We start from the raw sequence: 14539 nt of genomic DNA on the forward strand, positions 1-14539 counted from the left end.
ACTAGCTCCACTGTTGTCTTTCGACATAAACAAAATGGCAGAGCGATTCGCCCTGCCAAATTTAGGGGTCCGTAAGTCTAAAGAGACTCCCGGACCCCGTCAAGGCAAGGCCCGACAGGCAGCTCGCCGCCCAGGCCTTGGCAGTCAACTGCCGCTGGTGTTGAGCGCCTCGGTCAGCGCGGCCTCGACCTCTTCCGCGCTCACCCGCACCGGCTTCTCGGCATCGCGCTTGCGCTTGCGCTCGCTGTGGTAGGCCAAACCGGTGCCGGCCGGAATCAGCCGGCCGACAACGACGTTCTCCTTCAGACCACGCAGGTAGTCGCGCTTGCCGGTGACCGCTGCCTCGGTGAGCACGCGGGTGGTCTCCTGGAAGGAAGCGGCGGAGATGAACGACTCGGTCGACAGCGACGCCTTGGTGATGCCCAGGAGGATGCGCTCGTACCTGGCCGGGAAGCGGTCCTCGGTCGCCAGTTGCTCGTTCTCCTCGAGCACCTGGGTCAGCTCCACCTGATCGCCCTTGATGAAGCTCGAGTCGCCGGCTTCGGCAACCTCGACCTTGCGCAGCATCTGCCGGAGGATGGTCTCGATGTGCTTGTCGTTGATCTTCACACCCTGCAGGCGGTACACGTCCTGGATCTCGTTGACGATGTACTTGGCCAGCGCGCTGACACCCAGCAGGCGCAGGATGTCGTGCGGATTGCTCGGACCGTCAGAGATTACTTCGCCGCGATTCACCTGTTCGCCTTCGAAGACGTTGAGGTGACGCCACTTCGGAATCAGCTCCTCGTAAGGGTCGCTGCCATCGTTCGGGGTGATGACCAGACGGCGCTTGCCCTTGGTTTCCTTGCCGAAGCTGATGGTGCCGCTGATTTCCGCCAGGATCGACGGCTCCTTCGGACGTCGCGCCTCGAACAGGTCCGCCACGCGCGGCAGACCACCGGTAATATCGCGGGTCTTCGAGGTTTCCTGCGGGATACGGGCGATCACGTCACCCACCCCCACTTCGGCACCATCGGCTACCCCTACCAGAGCGTTGGCCGGCAGGAAATACTGGGCCGGTACGTCGGTCCCCGGCAGCAGTAGCTCCTTGCCATTGGCATCGACCAGCTTCACGGCCGGACGGATATCCTTGCCGGCGGCCGGGCGGTCTTTCGCATCCATCACCTCAATGTTGGTCAGACCGGTCAGCTCGTCGGTCTGGCGCTTGATGGTGATGCCCTCCTCCATGCCGACGAAGGTCACGGTACCCTTCATCTCCGTCACGATCGGGTGGGTGTGCGGGTCCCACTTGGCAACGATGGCGCCCGGATCGACCTTGTCGCCTTCCTTCACCGAAATCACCGCACCGTAAGGCAGCTTGTAGCGCTCGCGCTCGCGACCGAAGTCGTCGGCCACGGCCAGCTCGCCAGAGCGGGACACCGCAACCAGGTTGCCGTCGGCGCGCTCGACGTGCTTCAGGTTGTGCAAACGGATGTTGCCACCGTTCTTCACCTGAACATTGTCCACTGCCGAGGTCCGGCTGGCCGCACCGCCGATGTGGAAGGTCCGCATGGTCAGCTGGGTACCCGGCTCACCGATCGACTGGGCGGCGATGACACCGACCGCCTCGCCGATGTTGACCTGGTGCCCACGAGCCAGATCGCGGCCGTAGCACTTGGCGCAGATGCCGTAGCGGGTCTCGCAGGTGATCGGCGAACGCACGACCACCTCGTCGATGGTGTTCACCTCGATGAACTCGACCCACTTCTCGTCAATCAGGGTGCCGGCCGGAACAATGACTTCGTCGGTCCCGGGACGGAACACATCCTTGGCGATGACCCGGCCCAGCACGCGCTCGCCGAGCGGTTCGACCACGTCGCCGCCCTCGATGTGCGGAGTCATCAGCAGGCCCTGTTCGGTGCCGCAATCGACCTCAGTCACGACCAGATCCTGGGCAACATCAACCAGACGACGGGTCAGGTAGCCGGAGTTCGCAGTTTTCAGTGCGGTATCCGCCAGACCCTTTCGTGCGCCGTGGGTTGAGATGAAGTACTGCAGTACGTTCAGGCCCTCGCGGAAGTTGGCGGTGATCGGGGTCTCGATGATCGAGCCATCGGGCTTGGCCATCAGACCGCGCATCCCGGCCAACTGGCGGATCTGCGCCGCGGAACCCCGCGCACCGGAGTCCGCCATCATGTACATGGAGTTGAACGACTCCTGCTCGACCTCGTTGCCATTGCGGTCGATGACCTTCTCCTTCGAGAGGTTGGCCATCATCGCCTTGGACACTTCGTCGTTAGCCTTCGACCACAGGTCGATTACCTTGTTGTACTTCTCGCCCTGGGTCACCAGGCCGGTGGCATACTGGCTTTCGATCTCCTTCACTTCCTCGGTGGCGCCGTCGATGATCCGCGCCTTTTCCGCCGGAATGACGAAGTCGTTCACGCCGATGGAAACCCCCGACAGGGTCGAGAAGGCAAAACCGGTGTACATCAGCTGGTCAGCGAAGATGACGGTATCCTTCAGGCCCACCGTACGATAGCAGTGGTTGATCAGCTTGGAGATCGCCTTCTTCTTCATCGGCTGATTGACCACATCATACGGCAGACCGGCCGGTACGACCTGGAACAGCAATGCACGGCCAACGGTAGTGTCGACGATGCGAGTGTTGTGAACCAGGCTGCCGTCTTTCTGCTTGACAGTCTCGTTGATCCGCACCTTCACGCGAGCGTGCAGTGATGCCTCGCCGCCCCGGAACACCCGGTCGACTTCCTGCAGGTCGGCGAAAACGCGACCCTCGCCCTTGGCGTTCACCGCTTCGCGGGTCATGTAGTACAGACCCAGCACCACGTCCTGCGACGGCACGATGATCGGCTCACCGTTGGCCGGCGAGAGGATGTTGTTGGTCGACATCATCAGCGCACGCGCCTCCAGCTGGGCCTCGAGGGTCAGCGGGACGTGCACGGCCATCTGGTCGCCGTCGAAGTCGGCATTGTAGGCAGCACAGACCAACGGGTGCAGCTGGATTGCCTTGCCCTCGATGAGCACCGGCTCGAACGCCTGGATACCCAGACGGTGCAGGGTCGGCGCACGGTTGAGCAGCACCGGATGTTCGCGGATGACTTCGGCGAGCACGTCCCAAACCTCGGGCAGCTCGCGCTCGACCATCTTCTTGGCCGCCTTGATGGTGGTGGCCATGCCACGGGTTTCCAGCTTGCCGAAGATGAACGGCTTGAACAGCTCGAGCGCCATCTTCTTCGGCAGACCGCACTGGTGCAGACGCAGGGTCGGGCCCACGGTGATCACCGAACGGCCGGAGTAGTCGACACGCTTGCCCAGCAGGTTCTGGCGGAAACGGCCCTGCTTGCCCTTGATCATGTCGGCCAGGGATTTCAGCGGGCGCTTGTTGGAACCGGTAATCGCCCGACCGCGGCGACCGTTGTCCAGCAGGGCGTCCACCGCCTCCTGCAGCATGCGCTTCTCATTGCGCACGATGATGTCCGGCGCAGCCAGGTCGAGCAGGCGCTTCAGACGGTTGTTGCGGTTGATTACCCGACGGTACAGATCGTTCAGGTCGGAAGTGGCGAAGCGGCCACCGTCCAGCGGCACCAGCGGACGCAGGTCCGGCGGCAGCACCGGCAACACGGTCAGCACCATCCACTCCGGCAGGTTGCCGGAGCCCTGGAAGGCCTCCATCAGCTTCAACCGCTTGGACAGCTTCTTGATCTTGGTTTCCGAGTTGGTCTGCGGAATCTCCTCGCGCAGGCGGCCGATCTCGTGCTCCAGGTCGATCTGGTTGAGCAGTTCGCGGACCGCCTCGGCGCCCATGCGCGCATCGAAGTCGTCACCGAACTCCTCGAGGGCCTCGAAGTACTGCTCGTCGTTGAGCAACTGGCCCTTCTCCAGCGTGGTCATGCCCGGATCGATCACCACGTAGCTCTCGAAATAGAGCACGCGTTCGATATCGCGCAGGGTCATGTCCAACAGCAGGCCGATGCGCGATGGCAGCGACTTGAGGAACCAGATGTGGGCGACCGGCGAGGCCAGCTCGATGTGCGCCATGCGCTCGCGACGCACCTTGGCCAGGGCGACCTCCACCCCGCACTTCTCACAGATCACACCGCGATGCTTGAGGCGCTTGTACTTGCCGCACAGGCACTCGTAGTCCTTCACCGGGCCGAAGATCTTGGCGCAGAACAGGCCGTCGCGCTCCGGCTTGAAGGTACGGTAGTTGATGGTCTCCGGCTTCTTCACTTCACCGAAGGACCAGGAGCGGATCATCTCGGGCGAAGCCAGACCGATACGGATGGCATCGAACTCTTCGAGTTGACCCTGGTTTTTCAAAAGGTTCAGCAAGTCTTTCAAGGCCTTTCCTCCTCACGAACCGGCGGTGGCCGGCTAGCGCCGGGCACCGCATGGACGGTGCGTGGTTATTCGGTTTCCAGTTCGATGTCGATGCCGAGCGAGCGGATTTCCTTGATCAGCACGTTGAAGGACTCGGGCATGCCGGCCTCCATGCGGTGATCGCCGTCCACGATGTTCTTGTACATCTTGGTCCGGCCATTCACGTCATCCGATTTCACGGTGAGCATTTCCTGCAGGGTGTAGGCGGCGCCATAGGCTTCCAGCGCCCAGACCTCCATCTCCCCGAAACGCTGACCGCCGAACTGCGCCTTGCCGCCCAGCGGCTGCTGGGTCACCAGGCTGTAGGAACCGGTGGAGCGCGCGTGCATCTTGTCGTCGACCAGGTGGTTCAGCTTGAGCATGTACATGTAACCGACGGTGGTCGGACGCTCGAACTGGTTGCCGGTCCGACCATCGAACAGGCGCATCTGACCGCTTTCCGGCAGATCGGCCAGCTTCAGCATGGCCTTGATTTCGCTTTCCTTGGCGCCATCGAACACCGGCGTAGCCATCGGCACGCCGCCGCGCAGATTGTTTGCCAGGTCGATGATCTCGGTATCGCTCAGAGAATCCAGCTCTTCCTCCTTGCGCCCGCCGATCTCGTTGTACACCTCGGCGAGGAACTGACGCAGTTCGGCGACCTTGCGCTGCTCCTCAAGCATCCGGTTGATCTTCTCGCCCAGGCCCTTGGCTGCCAGCCCCAGGTGGGTTTCGAGGATCTGCCCGACGTTCATCCGCGACGGCACGCCCAGCGGGTTGAGGACGATGTCCACGGGAGTGCCGTTGGCGTCGTGGGGCATGTCCTCGACCGGCATGATCACCGACACCACACCCTTGTTGCCGTGACGACCGGCCATCTTGTCACCCGGCTGGATGCGGCGCTTGATGGCCAGGTAGACCTTGACGATCTTCAACACACCCGGTGCCAGATCGTCGCCCTGTTGCAGCTTGCGCTTCTTGTCCTCGAACTTGTCGTCGAGCAGCTGGCGACGATCGGACAGGTAGGCCTGGGCCTTCTCCAGCTGCTCGTTGAGCGCGTCGTCGGCCATGCGCAGCTTGAACCACTGGCCATGCTCGAGTCCGTCGAGGATCTCGTCGCTGATCTCGGTGCCCTTCTTCAGGCCGGCCCCGCCTTCGCACATGGCGCCGACCAGAGCGGCCCGCAGACGCTCGAAGGTTGCCCCCTCGACGATGCGGAACTCCTCGTTGAGATCCTTGCGGATCTCGTCCAGCTGCATTTTCTCGATGGCCAGGGCACGGGAATCGCGCTCGACGCCGTCACGAGTGAACACCTGGACGTCGATCACGGTGCCCTTGGTGCCAGTCGGCACGCGCAGGGATGTGTCCTTCACGTCGCTGGCCTTCTCGCCAAAGATCGCCCGCAGCAGCTTCTCTTCCGGAGTCAGCTGGGTCTCGCCCTTCGGGGTGACCTTGCCGACCAGGATGTCGCCAGCCATGACCTCGGCACCGACGTAGACGATACCGGCCTCGTCCAGCTTGTTCAGTGCAGCCTCACCGACGTTCGGGATATCCGCGGTGATCTCCTCCGGGCCGAGCTTGGTATCGCGCGCCACACAGGTCAGTTCCTGGATGTGGATGGTGGTGAAGCGGTCCTCCTGGACCACGCGCTCGGACAGGCAGATGGAGTCCTCGAAGTTGAAGCCGTTCCAGGGCATGAACGCGACGCGCATGTTCTGCCCCAGGGCCAGCTCGCCCATGTCGGTGGACGGACCATCGGCCATGATGTCGCCGCGCGAGACCTGGTCACCCTTGCTAACCAGCGGACGCTGGTTGATGCAGGTGTTCTGGTTGGAACGGGTGTACTTGGTCAGGTTGTAGATATCCACACCGGCTTCGCCGGTTTCGACCTCGTCGTCGTTGACGCGCACCACGATGCGACTGGCGTCGACCGAGTCGATCACCCCGCCACGGCGGGCTACCACGCAGACGCCGGAGTCGCGCGCCACGTTGCGCTCCATCCCGGTGCCCACCAGCGGCTTGTCGGCACGCAGGGTCGGCACGGCCTGACGCTGCATGTTGGAGCCCATGAGCGCACGGTTGGCGTCGTCGTGCTCGAGGAAGGGAATCAGCGAAGCGGCGACGGACACCACCTGACGCGGCGAGACATCCATCAGAGTGACGTCTTCCGGCGCCTTGACGGTGAATTCATTCAGATGGCGGACAGCTACCAGCTCGTCGATCAGCCGACCACTCTCGTCCAGCGTCGCCGACGCCTGGGCAATCACATGGTCGGCTTCCTCGATGGCGGAAAGGAACACGATCTGGTCGGTTACCTGCCCTTCCTTGACCACACGGTACGGGCTCTCCAGGAAGCCGTACTGGTTGGTACGGGCATAGGCAGCCAGGGAGTTGATCAGACCGATGTTCGGACCTTCAGGCGTTTCGATCGGGCACACGCGGCCATAATGGGTCGGGTGTACGTCGCGCACCTCGAAGCCGGCGCGCTCGCGGGTCAGACCGCCCGGGCCGAGGGCGGAAACGCGGCGCTTGTGGGTGATTTCCGACAGCGGGTTGTTCTGGTCCATGAACTGCGACAGCTGGCTGGAGCCGAAGAACTCCTTGACCGCGGCCGCCACCGGCTTGGCGTTGATCAGATCCTGCGGCATCAGGCCTTCGCTTTCGGCCATCGACAGGCGCTCCTTAACCGCGCGCTCGACGCGGACCAAGCCGACCCGGAACTGGTTCTCGGCCATTTCGCCGACACAGCGCACGCGGCGGTTGCCCAGGTGGTCGATGTCATCGACGATGCCCTTGCCGTTGCGGATGTCGACCAGGGTCTTGAGCACGTCGACGATATCCTCGCGGCTCAACACACCCGCCCCCTCGATCTCTTCGCGACCGATGCGGCGGTTGAACTTCATGCGCCCCACCGCGGACAGATCGTAACGTTCGGCGCTGAAGAACAGGTTGTTGAACAGGGTCTCGGCGGCATCCTTGGTCGGCGGCTCGCCCGGGCGCATCATGCGGTAGATCTCGACCAATGCTTCCAGCTGATTGGTGGTCGAGTCGATCTTCAGGGTGTCGGAAATGAACGGGCCGCAATCGATGTCGTTGGTGTAGAGAGTCTCGATGCGCACGACCTGGCCCTTGGCGATCTTCACCAGCAGTTCGGGGGTCAGCTCGGTGTTGCACTCGGCGATGATCTCGCCGGTGGACGGGTGCACGATGGCCTTGGCCGAGGTGCGGCCGGTGACATATTCCAGCGGAACATCCAGTTCCTTGATGCCGGCTTTTTCCAGCTGATTGATGTGACGAGCGGTGACGCGTCGCCCCTGCTCGACGATGACCTTGCCGGCAGCGTCCTTAATGTCGAACGCGGCAATTTCGCCACGCAAACGCTGCGGCACCAGCTCCAAACTGAGGCCCTGCTCCGTCACATGGAACACATTGGTGTCGTAGAAGATGTCCAGCACTTCTTCGGTGGTGTATCCCAGCGCACGCAGCAACACCGAGGCCGGCAGCTTGCGGCGACGGTCGATACGGACGAACACTGCATCCTTCGGATCGAACTCGAAGTCGAGCCAAGAGCCGCGGTAGGGAATGATCCGTGCGGAATACAGCAGCTTGCCGGAGCTGTGGGTCTTGCCGCGGTCGTGATCAAAGAACACACCCGGGGAACGGTGCAGCTGAGAAACGATCACGCGCTCGGTACCGTTGACGATAAAGGTGCCGTTCTCGGTCATCAGGGGGATTTCCCCCATGTAGACTTCCTGCTCCTTGATGTCCTTGATCGCCTTGTTCGAAGATTCCTTGTCGAAAATGATCAGGCGCACCTTCACGCGAAGCGGTACGGCGAAGGTCACGCCTCGCAGTACGCACTCCTTGACGTCGAAGGCCGGCTCGCCCAGACGGTAGCCAACGTATTCCAGTGCAGCATTGCCGGAATAGCTGATGATCGGGAAAACGGACTTGAAGGCTGCATGCAAACCAACGTCGCGGAGCCTGTCCTTGCTCGCACCGGCTTGCAGGAATTCGCGATAGGAATCCAACTGGATAGCCAGGAGATAAGGCACATCCATGACGTCCGGCAACTTGCTAAAGTCCTTGCGGATACGTTTTTTCTCAGTGTATGAGTAAGCCATCAGCGTTCCCCAGCTTGGTCACCTGCTTGTTTGGCCTCTCCGAAGGGGAGTTGCCAGAAATCGTGCAGGCTGATTGCCTGCGCCACCCTCTGAGGTGGTAGGTCACGGGTGGCGGCAGACAGGCAAGCCACCCATAACGGAAAAAGGCCGGTGGCTCCAGCCACCAGCCATCAGCCTTACGCAAAGCGCGCAGGCCGTAGACGCAAAATCGTCGCTTACTTGAGCTCGACTTTCGCGCCAGCTTCTTCCAGGGCCTTCTTGGCAGCCTCGGCCTCCTCCTTGGAGATGCCTTCCTTGACCACGCCCGGAGCGCCGTCGACAACAGCCTTGGCTTCCTTCAGACCCAGACCGGTCAGCTCGCGAACGACCTTGATCACATTCACTTTCTTTTCGCCAGCCTCGGTCAGAATGACGTTGAACTCGGTCTGCTCTTCAGCAACCGGGGCAGCGGCAGCCGGGCCGGCAGCCACGGCAGCGGCAGCAGTCACGCCGAACTTCTCTTCCATCGCCTTGATCAGCTCGACGATCTGCATGACGGACATTTCGGAAACGGCGTTGATGATATCTTCGTTGGTCAGAGCCATGACTCTAATTCCTGTTAGGGATAGACGGCCTTTTCACGGCCATCAAAGTTAAATATGAGTTCGAAAGCAGCCGGATGCCGGTCAGGCAGCCGCACCCTCTTTCTGGTCGCGAATTGCCGCCAAGGTACGGGCCAGCTTGCTGGTAGCGCCCTGAATCACGCTCATCAGCTGTGCAACGGCTTCGTTGTAGGTCGGCAGGGTAGCCAGTACGTCGATCTGGTTGGCTGCGAGGAACTGCCCCTCGAATGCAGCGGCCTTGATCTCGAACTTGTCCTGACCCTTGGCAAACTCCTTGAAGATACGGGCTGCAGCACCCGGATGTTCGTTGGAGAAAGCGATCAGGGTCGGGCCCTTGAACGCGTCGTTCAGGATCTCGAACTGAGTGCCTGCGACGGCGCGGCGGGCCAGGGTGTTACGCACGACTCGCACGTACACACCAGCCTCGCGGGCCTCTTTACGGAGTCCGGTCATGGCGCCGACGGTCACGCCACGGGCATCGGCCACGACAGCGGACAGGGCAGCCTTGGCAGCCTCGTTGACTTCAGCGACGATGGCCTTCTTGTCTTCGAGTTTGATTGCCACGGGTTTACTCCTGGATGTTACCGTTTCGCCCAGCAGAGCCGGACGCGCTTTGGTGTCTGATTCGGTACGAATCGGGAGCACCATCTGCGTAGGCTGAGGGTTTAAGGCTTGCGCCGCCTACGGTCTTGGATAGCCCCCGCCAGGCAGGGACCCCAATAGTTGGCGTGACGGAACAGTCCGCCACGCTCAATGCTTAGGCTTCCAGGGAAGCCTGATCGATGACCAGCCCCGGCCCCATGGTCGTGCTGAGGGTCACACGCTTGACGTAGACGCCCTTGGAGGTGGACGGCTTCAGGCGCTTCAGGTCGCTCAGCAGGGCTTCGACGTTCTGCTTCAGCTTGATCGGCTCGAAATCGACCTTGCCCACCGAAGCGTGGATGATGCCGTTCTTGTCGGTGCGGAAACGCACCTGACCAGCCTTGGCGTTTTTCACGGCCGTAGCTACGTCGGGGGTCACGGTACCCACCTTCGGGTTCGGCATCAGACCACGCGGGCCGAGGATCTGGCCCAACTGACCAACGACACGCATTGCATCCGGGGAGGCAATGACCACGTCATAGCTCAGATCGCCGCCCTTCATCTCGGCAGCCAACTCATCCATGCCTACCTTGTCGGCACCAGCGGCCAAGGCTGCTTCGGCAGCAGGGCCCTGGGTAAACACGGCAACACGCACGCTCTTGCCGGTGCCGTTCGGCAGCACGGTGGCGCCACGCACAACCTGGTCGGATTTACGCGGATCCACACCAAGATTGATGGCGATGTCTACAGATTCTTTGAATTTGATGGTGGAGAGATCTGCCAGCAGAGCAGCAGCTTCTTCGAAGCCGTACTGCTTGCCTGCCTCTACCTTTGCAGCGATCGCCTTCTGGCGCTTGGTCAGCTTAGCCATTTAAACACCCTCCACGTTCAGGCCCATGCTGCGCGCGGAACCAGCGATGGTACGCACAGCAGCCTCCAGGTCAGCGGCCGTCAGATCGGCCTGCTTGGCCTTGGCGATCTCTTCCAGCTGAGCACGGTTCACGGTACCGACTTTCTGGGTGTTCGGGCGAGAAGAACCACTGGAGATACCGGCCGCCTTTTTCAGCAAGACGGATGCCGGGGTGCTCTTGGTTTCAAAGGTAAAGCTGCGGTCACTATAGACGGTGATGATCACCGGAGTCGGCAGACCCAGTTCCATGCCTTGGGTCTTGGCGTTGAACGCCTTGCAGAACTCCATGATATTCACACCATGCTGACCCAGAGCCGGACCGACCGGCGGCGACGGGTTGGCCTGGCCGGCCTTCACTTGCAGCTTGATATAAGCCTGAATCTTCTTAGCCATGCAAAACTCCAGTTATGGGTTCAAACGCCCGAAGGCTCCCCTATTGCTTTCGCGATTGCCCTAGTGACGACAAAACCCCGCAGCCTGCGACTGCGGGGTATGGGGCGAGTTCTTCAGCTACGCCTTTTCGACTTGACTGAACTCCAGCTCCACTGGCGTGGAGCGACCGAAGATAAGCACCGCTACCTGGATGCGACTCTTCTCGTAATTGACCTCTTCCACGACCCCATTGAAATCTGCAAAAGGGCCGTCGATGACACGCACCACCTCACCCGGCTCGAACAAGGTCTTCGGCTTTGGCCGATCACCGCTGTCAGCCACTCGACGAAGAATAGCCTCAGCTTCCTTGTCGGTAATGGGGGCAGGCTTGTCGGCAGTACCGCCAATAAAGCCCATGACACGAGGCGTGTCCTTGATCAGGTGCCACGTCGCCTCGTTCATCTCCATCTGGACCAGCACGTAACCTGGAAAGAACTTCCGCTCGCTTTTCCGCTTCTGGCCGTTCCGCATTTCCACCACCTCTTCGGTGGGAACCAGAATCTCGCCGAACTGATCTTCCATCCCAGCAAGCTTGACCCGTTCGATCAGCGAGCGCATGACATGCTTTTCGTAGCCCGAATAGGCATGAACGACGTACCAACGCTTAGCCACGAATGCACCCTTAACCAACGATCATGGAGACCAGCCAACCAAGCAGGGAATCAAGCCCCCACAGCAGTAGCGCCATCACCAGAACTACAGCCACCACGATCAACGTGGTCTGCGTAGTCTCTTGACGGGTCGGCCAGACAACCTTGCGAATTTCGGCACGCGCTTCTTTCGCCAGAGAGAAAAAAGCCTGCCCCTTACTGGTCTTGAGCGCAACGAAGGCCGCCACAACCCCCAGAACCAGCAATGCGATAACGCGATACAGGATGGACTCTTCGGAGTATAGCTGATTACCAACTACACCCACCGCGACCAAGACCACCACCACGAGCCACTTCACCAAATCAAAGCGAGACTCTTTAGCTTCAGCCTTGGCATTCATCCGAGAGACCCCATAAGAAATGCCAGAAATCCTGTGAAATCTGGCAGGCCAGGAGGGAATCGAACCCCCAACCTGCGGTTTTGGAGACCGCCGCTCTGCCAATTGAGCTACTGGCCTAAAACTTTGACAAGGCTGATTATCTTGCCAGCCCCAGAAGAAAAGATCAACGACTTATTCAATGACCTTGGCAACCACACCGGCGCCAACGGTACGACCGCCTTCGCGAATTGCGAAGCGCAGACCGTCTTCCATGGCGATCGGAGCGATCAGGGTGACGACCATCTTGATGTTGTCACCCGGCATCACCATCTCGACGCCTTCCGGCAGCTCGACGTTACCGGTCACGTCGGTGGTGCGGAAGTAGAACTGCGGACGGTAGCCCTTGAAGAACGGAGTGTGACGACCACCCTCTTCCTTGGACAGCACGTACACTTCGGCTTCGAACTTGGTGTGCGGCTTGATGGTGCCCGGCTTGGCCAGAACCTGGCCGCGCTCCACGTCTTCACGCTTGGTGCCGCGCAGCAGGGCGCCGATGTTTTCGCCGGCACGACCTTCGTCGAGCAGCTTGCGGAACATTTCCACGCCAGTGCAGGTAGTCTTGGTGGTCGGACGGATACCAACGATCTCCACCTCCTCACCCACCTTGACGATGCCACGCTCGACACGACCGGTCACCACGGTGCCACGGCCGGAGATCGAGAACACGTCTTCGATCGGCATCAGGAACGGCTGATCGATGGCACGCACCGGCTCCGGAATGTAGGAGTCGAGGGTTTCCACCAGCTTGCGCACGGCGGAAACGCCGATGCCGTTGTCATCCTTGCCTTCCAGGGCCATCAGGGCAGAGCCGGTGATGATCGGGGTGTCGTCGCCCGGGAAGTCGTAGGTGGACAGCAGATCGCGCACTTCCATCTCGACCAGCTCCAGGAGCTCGGCGTCGTCGACCATGTCGGCCTTGTTCAGGAACACGACGATGTAGGGAACGCCCACCTGACGGGACAGCAGAATGTGCTCGCGGGTTTGCGGCATGGGGCCGTCGGCAGCCGAGCAGACCAGGATAGCGCCGTCCATCTGGGCAGCACCGGTGATCATGTTCTTCACGTAGTCGGCGTGACCGGGGCAATCGACGTGCGCGTAGTGACGGGTTGCAGAATCGTATTCAACGTGGGAAGTGTTGATGGTGATACCGCGCGCCTTTTCTTCCGGAGCATTGTCGATCTGATCGAAGGCACGAGCGGAGCCACCCCAAGTCTCGGAGCAGACCTTGGTCAGGGCGGCCGTCAGAGTGGTTTTGCCATGGTCCACGTGACCGATGGTGCCGACGTTGACGTGCGGTTTGTTACGTTCGAATTTTTCTTTAGCCACCGAGACCACCCCACGATAATCACACCACCAAAACAAAGGCAGATATTTTCATATCTGCCTTTTAATATTTTGGAGCTCATGAGCGGATTTGAACCGCTGACCTCACCCTTACCAAGGGTGTGCTCTACCAGCTGAGCTACATGAGCGAAAACCAAGCAAAAACCAAACATGGAGCGGGTAGCGGGAATCGAACCCGCATCATCAGCTTGGAAGGCTGAGGTTCTACCACTGAACTATACCCGCACAGCCATCAGGCTAATGCTAAAAATCTGGTGGAGGGGGAAGGATTCGAACCTTCGAAGTCTATGACGTCAGATTTACAGTCTGATCCCTTTGGCCACTCGGGAACCCCTCCAAAACATGGCAGCATTATTGCTTGCCGCCAAGATGCCGTCAAGAGTTTTTTCTTTAAAAACCTGAGCTTAGCTCACTTGACCGCTACTTTCCTGAGCGCCGCCTGTATCAGCCGCCGCCTGAAAGCGGGCGCAATTCTATTCAAGCCGCCCAGGACTTGCAACCCCCTCACACTCTTTTTGTTGATGCTGCAGCCCTGGAAAGGATCGAGCAAGGATCCCCATTAGCCTCTCATCAAACAGTCGGGCACCCTCGGGCGCCACCTTTACCCAATAATCATGCCGTACCCGCGACAGCTCACGCACCATAGGCTCATAGCCAGCATCCCTGAAGTGCTGCATTGCAGCCTTGGCGGGCTCAGCGCGAGAAAAAACCCCCAGCGAGATGCCATTAACCAGATCGCCCTGAGTAATGACGTAGCTGTCTATTTTTTTTGCCTGCAGCTCCCTTAACTGATGCAAGGATGCTTGCCGAGAGGCCAGCGGCGGCAAGTACACCCAGTAGTCCGTTGCCACAATACGCTCGACCTGCTCCACACTGGAGGCGACGTCGAGGCTTAGCAGCCGCTGCACAACCTGGCGCCCCCTTTCCTCAGACTGAAATCCTCCCAGAAATAAGCACACTTCCCTTCTGGGCTCCCCTGCCTTCGCTCGCGTAGCGTCCCTCGACTCACTGACAAGCTGAATTCCTGAGCTCACATCAAGAGACGGCGAAGCGGGACTCTCATGCGCCCCCCGAGTGCTGAATCGCTCACTCCAGACCCAATAAAAGAAATTCAACACCAGCAGCAAGAGGAAAAGCCAGCGCATGCATGACC

At 60.5% G+C, this 14539-nt stretch carries 10 protein-coding genes and 4 tRNA genes; all 14 read right to left on the reverse strand.

The genetic code is table 11. The features are described 5' to 3' along the window. Positions 1-144 precede the first annotated feature (144 nt). Entirely contained in the window at positions 145-4344 is a 4200-nt protein-coding gene (gene rpoC, locus ACG10_RS18625; RefSeq protein ID WP_089169349.1) for a DNA-directed RNA polymerase subunit beta', read from the reverse strand. 65 nt (positions 4345-4409) lie between these two features. Then, on the reverse strand, positions 4410-8486 hold the full coding sequence (rpoB, locus tag ACG10_RS18630) for a DNA-directed RNA polymerase subunit beta (RefSeq protein WP_089169350.1): 4077 nt from the start codon (positions 8484-8486) through the stop codon (positions 4410-4412). Between the two features lie 215 nt (positions 8487-8701). Further along, positions 8702-9070: a 50S ribosomal protein L7/L12 gene (gene rplL, locus ACG10_RS18635; protein ID WP_089169351.1), complete on the reverse strand. Its 369-nt coding sequence runs from the start codon at positions 9068-9070 to the stop codon at positions 8702-8704. 81 nt (positions 9071-9151) lie between these two features. Further along, on the reverse strand, positions 9152-9652 hold the full coding sequence (rplJ, locus tag ACG10_RS18640; protein WP_012699294.1) for a 50S ribosomal protein L10: 501 nt from the start codon (positions 9650-9652) through the stop codon (positions 9152-9154). A 193-nt stretch (positions 9653-9845) separates the two neighbouring features. Further along, positions 9846-10541, reverse strand: coding sequence for a 50S ribosomal protein L1 (gene rplA / locus ACG10_RS18645; protein WP_089169352.1), 696 nt, complete (start codon positions 10539-10541; stop codon positions 9846-9848). Beyond that, positions 10542-10973, reverse strand: coding sequence for a 50S ribosomal protein L11 (gene rplK, locus ACG10_RS18650; RefSeq protein ID WP_089169353.1), 432 nt, complete (start codon positions 10971-10973; stop codon positions 10542-10544). A gap of 117 nt (positions 10974-11090) precedes the next feature. Then, the gene (nusG, locus tag ACG10_RS18655) at positions 11091-11624 is read right to left on the reverse strand and encodes a transcription termination/antitermination protein NusG (RefSeq protein ID WP_039806181.1); all 534 of its coding nucleotides are present in this window, start codon (positions 11622-11624) and stop codon (positions 11091-11093) included. A 10-nt stretch (positions 11625-11634) separates the two neighbouring features. After that, positions 11635-12003, reverse strand: coding sequence for a preprotein translocase subunit SecE (gene secE, locus ACG10_RS18660; protein ID WP_039806182.1), 369 nt, complete (start codon positions 12001-12003; stop codon positions 11635-11637). A 41-nt stretch (positions 12004-12044) separates the two neighbouring features. Next, positions 12045-12120, reverse strand: a tRNA-Trp gene (locus ACG10_RS18665). 54 nt (positions 12121-12174) lie between these two features. Further along, positions 12175-13368, reverse strand: coding sequence for an elongation factor Tu (tuf, locus tag ACG10_RS18670; RefSeq protein WP_089169348.1), 1194 nt, complete (start codon positions 13366-13368; stop codon positions 12175-12177). 70 nt (positions 13369-13438) lie between these two features. Next, a tRNA-Thr gene (locus tag ACG10_RS18675) sits at positions 13439-13514 on the reverse strand. 23 nt (positions 13515-13537) lie between these two features. Further along, a tRNA-Gly gene (locus ACG10_RS18680) sits at positions 13538-13611 on the reverse strand. 27 nt (positions 13612-13638) lie between these two features. Beyond that, a tRNA-Tyr gene (locus ACG10_RS18685) sits at positions 13639-13723 on the reverse strand. Between the two features lie 136 nt (positions 13724-13859). Next, positions 13860-14531 (reverse strand): SPOR domain-containing protein, encoded by a 672-nt coding sequence (locus ACG10_RS24175; RefSeq protein ID WP_193388162.1) that lies wholly within the window; start codon positions 14529-14531, stop codon positions 13860-13862. Between the last annotated feature and the right edge of the window lie 8 nt (positions 14532-14539).

This window comes from Azotobacter chroococcum (assembly GCF_002220155.1).
Lineage (GTDB): Bacteria > Pseudomonadota > Gammaproteobacteria > Pseudomonadales > Pseudomonadaceae > Azotobacter > Azotobacter chroococcum.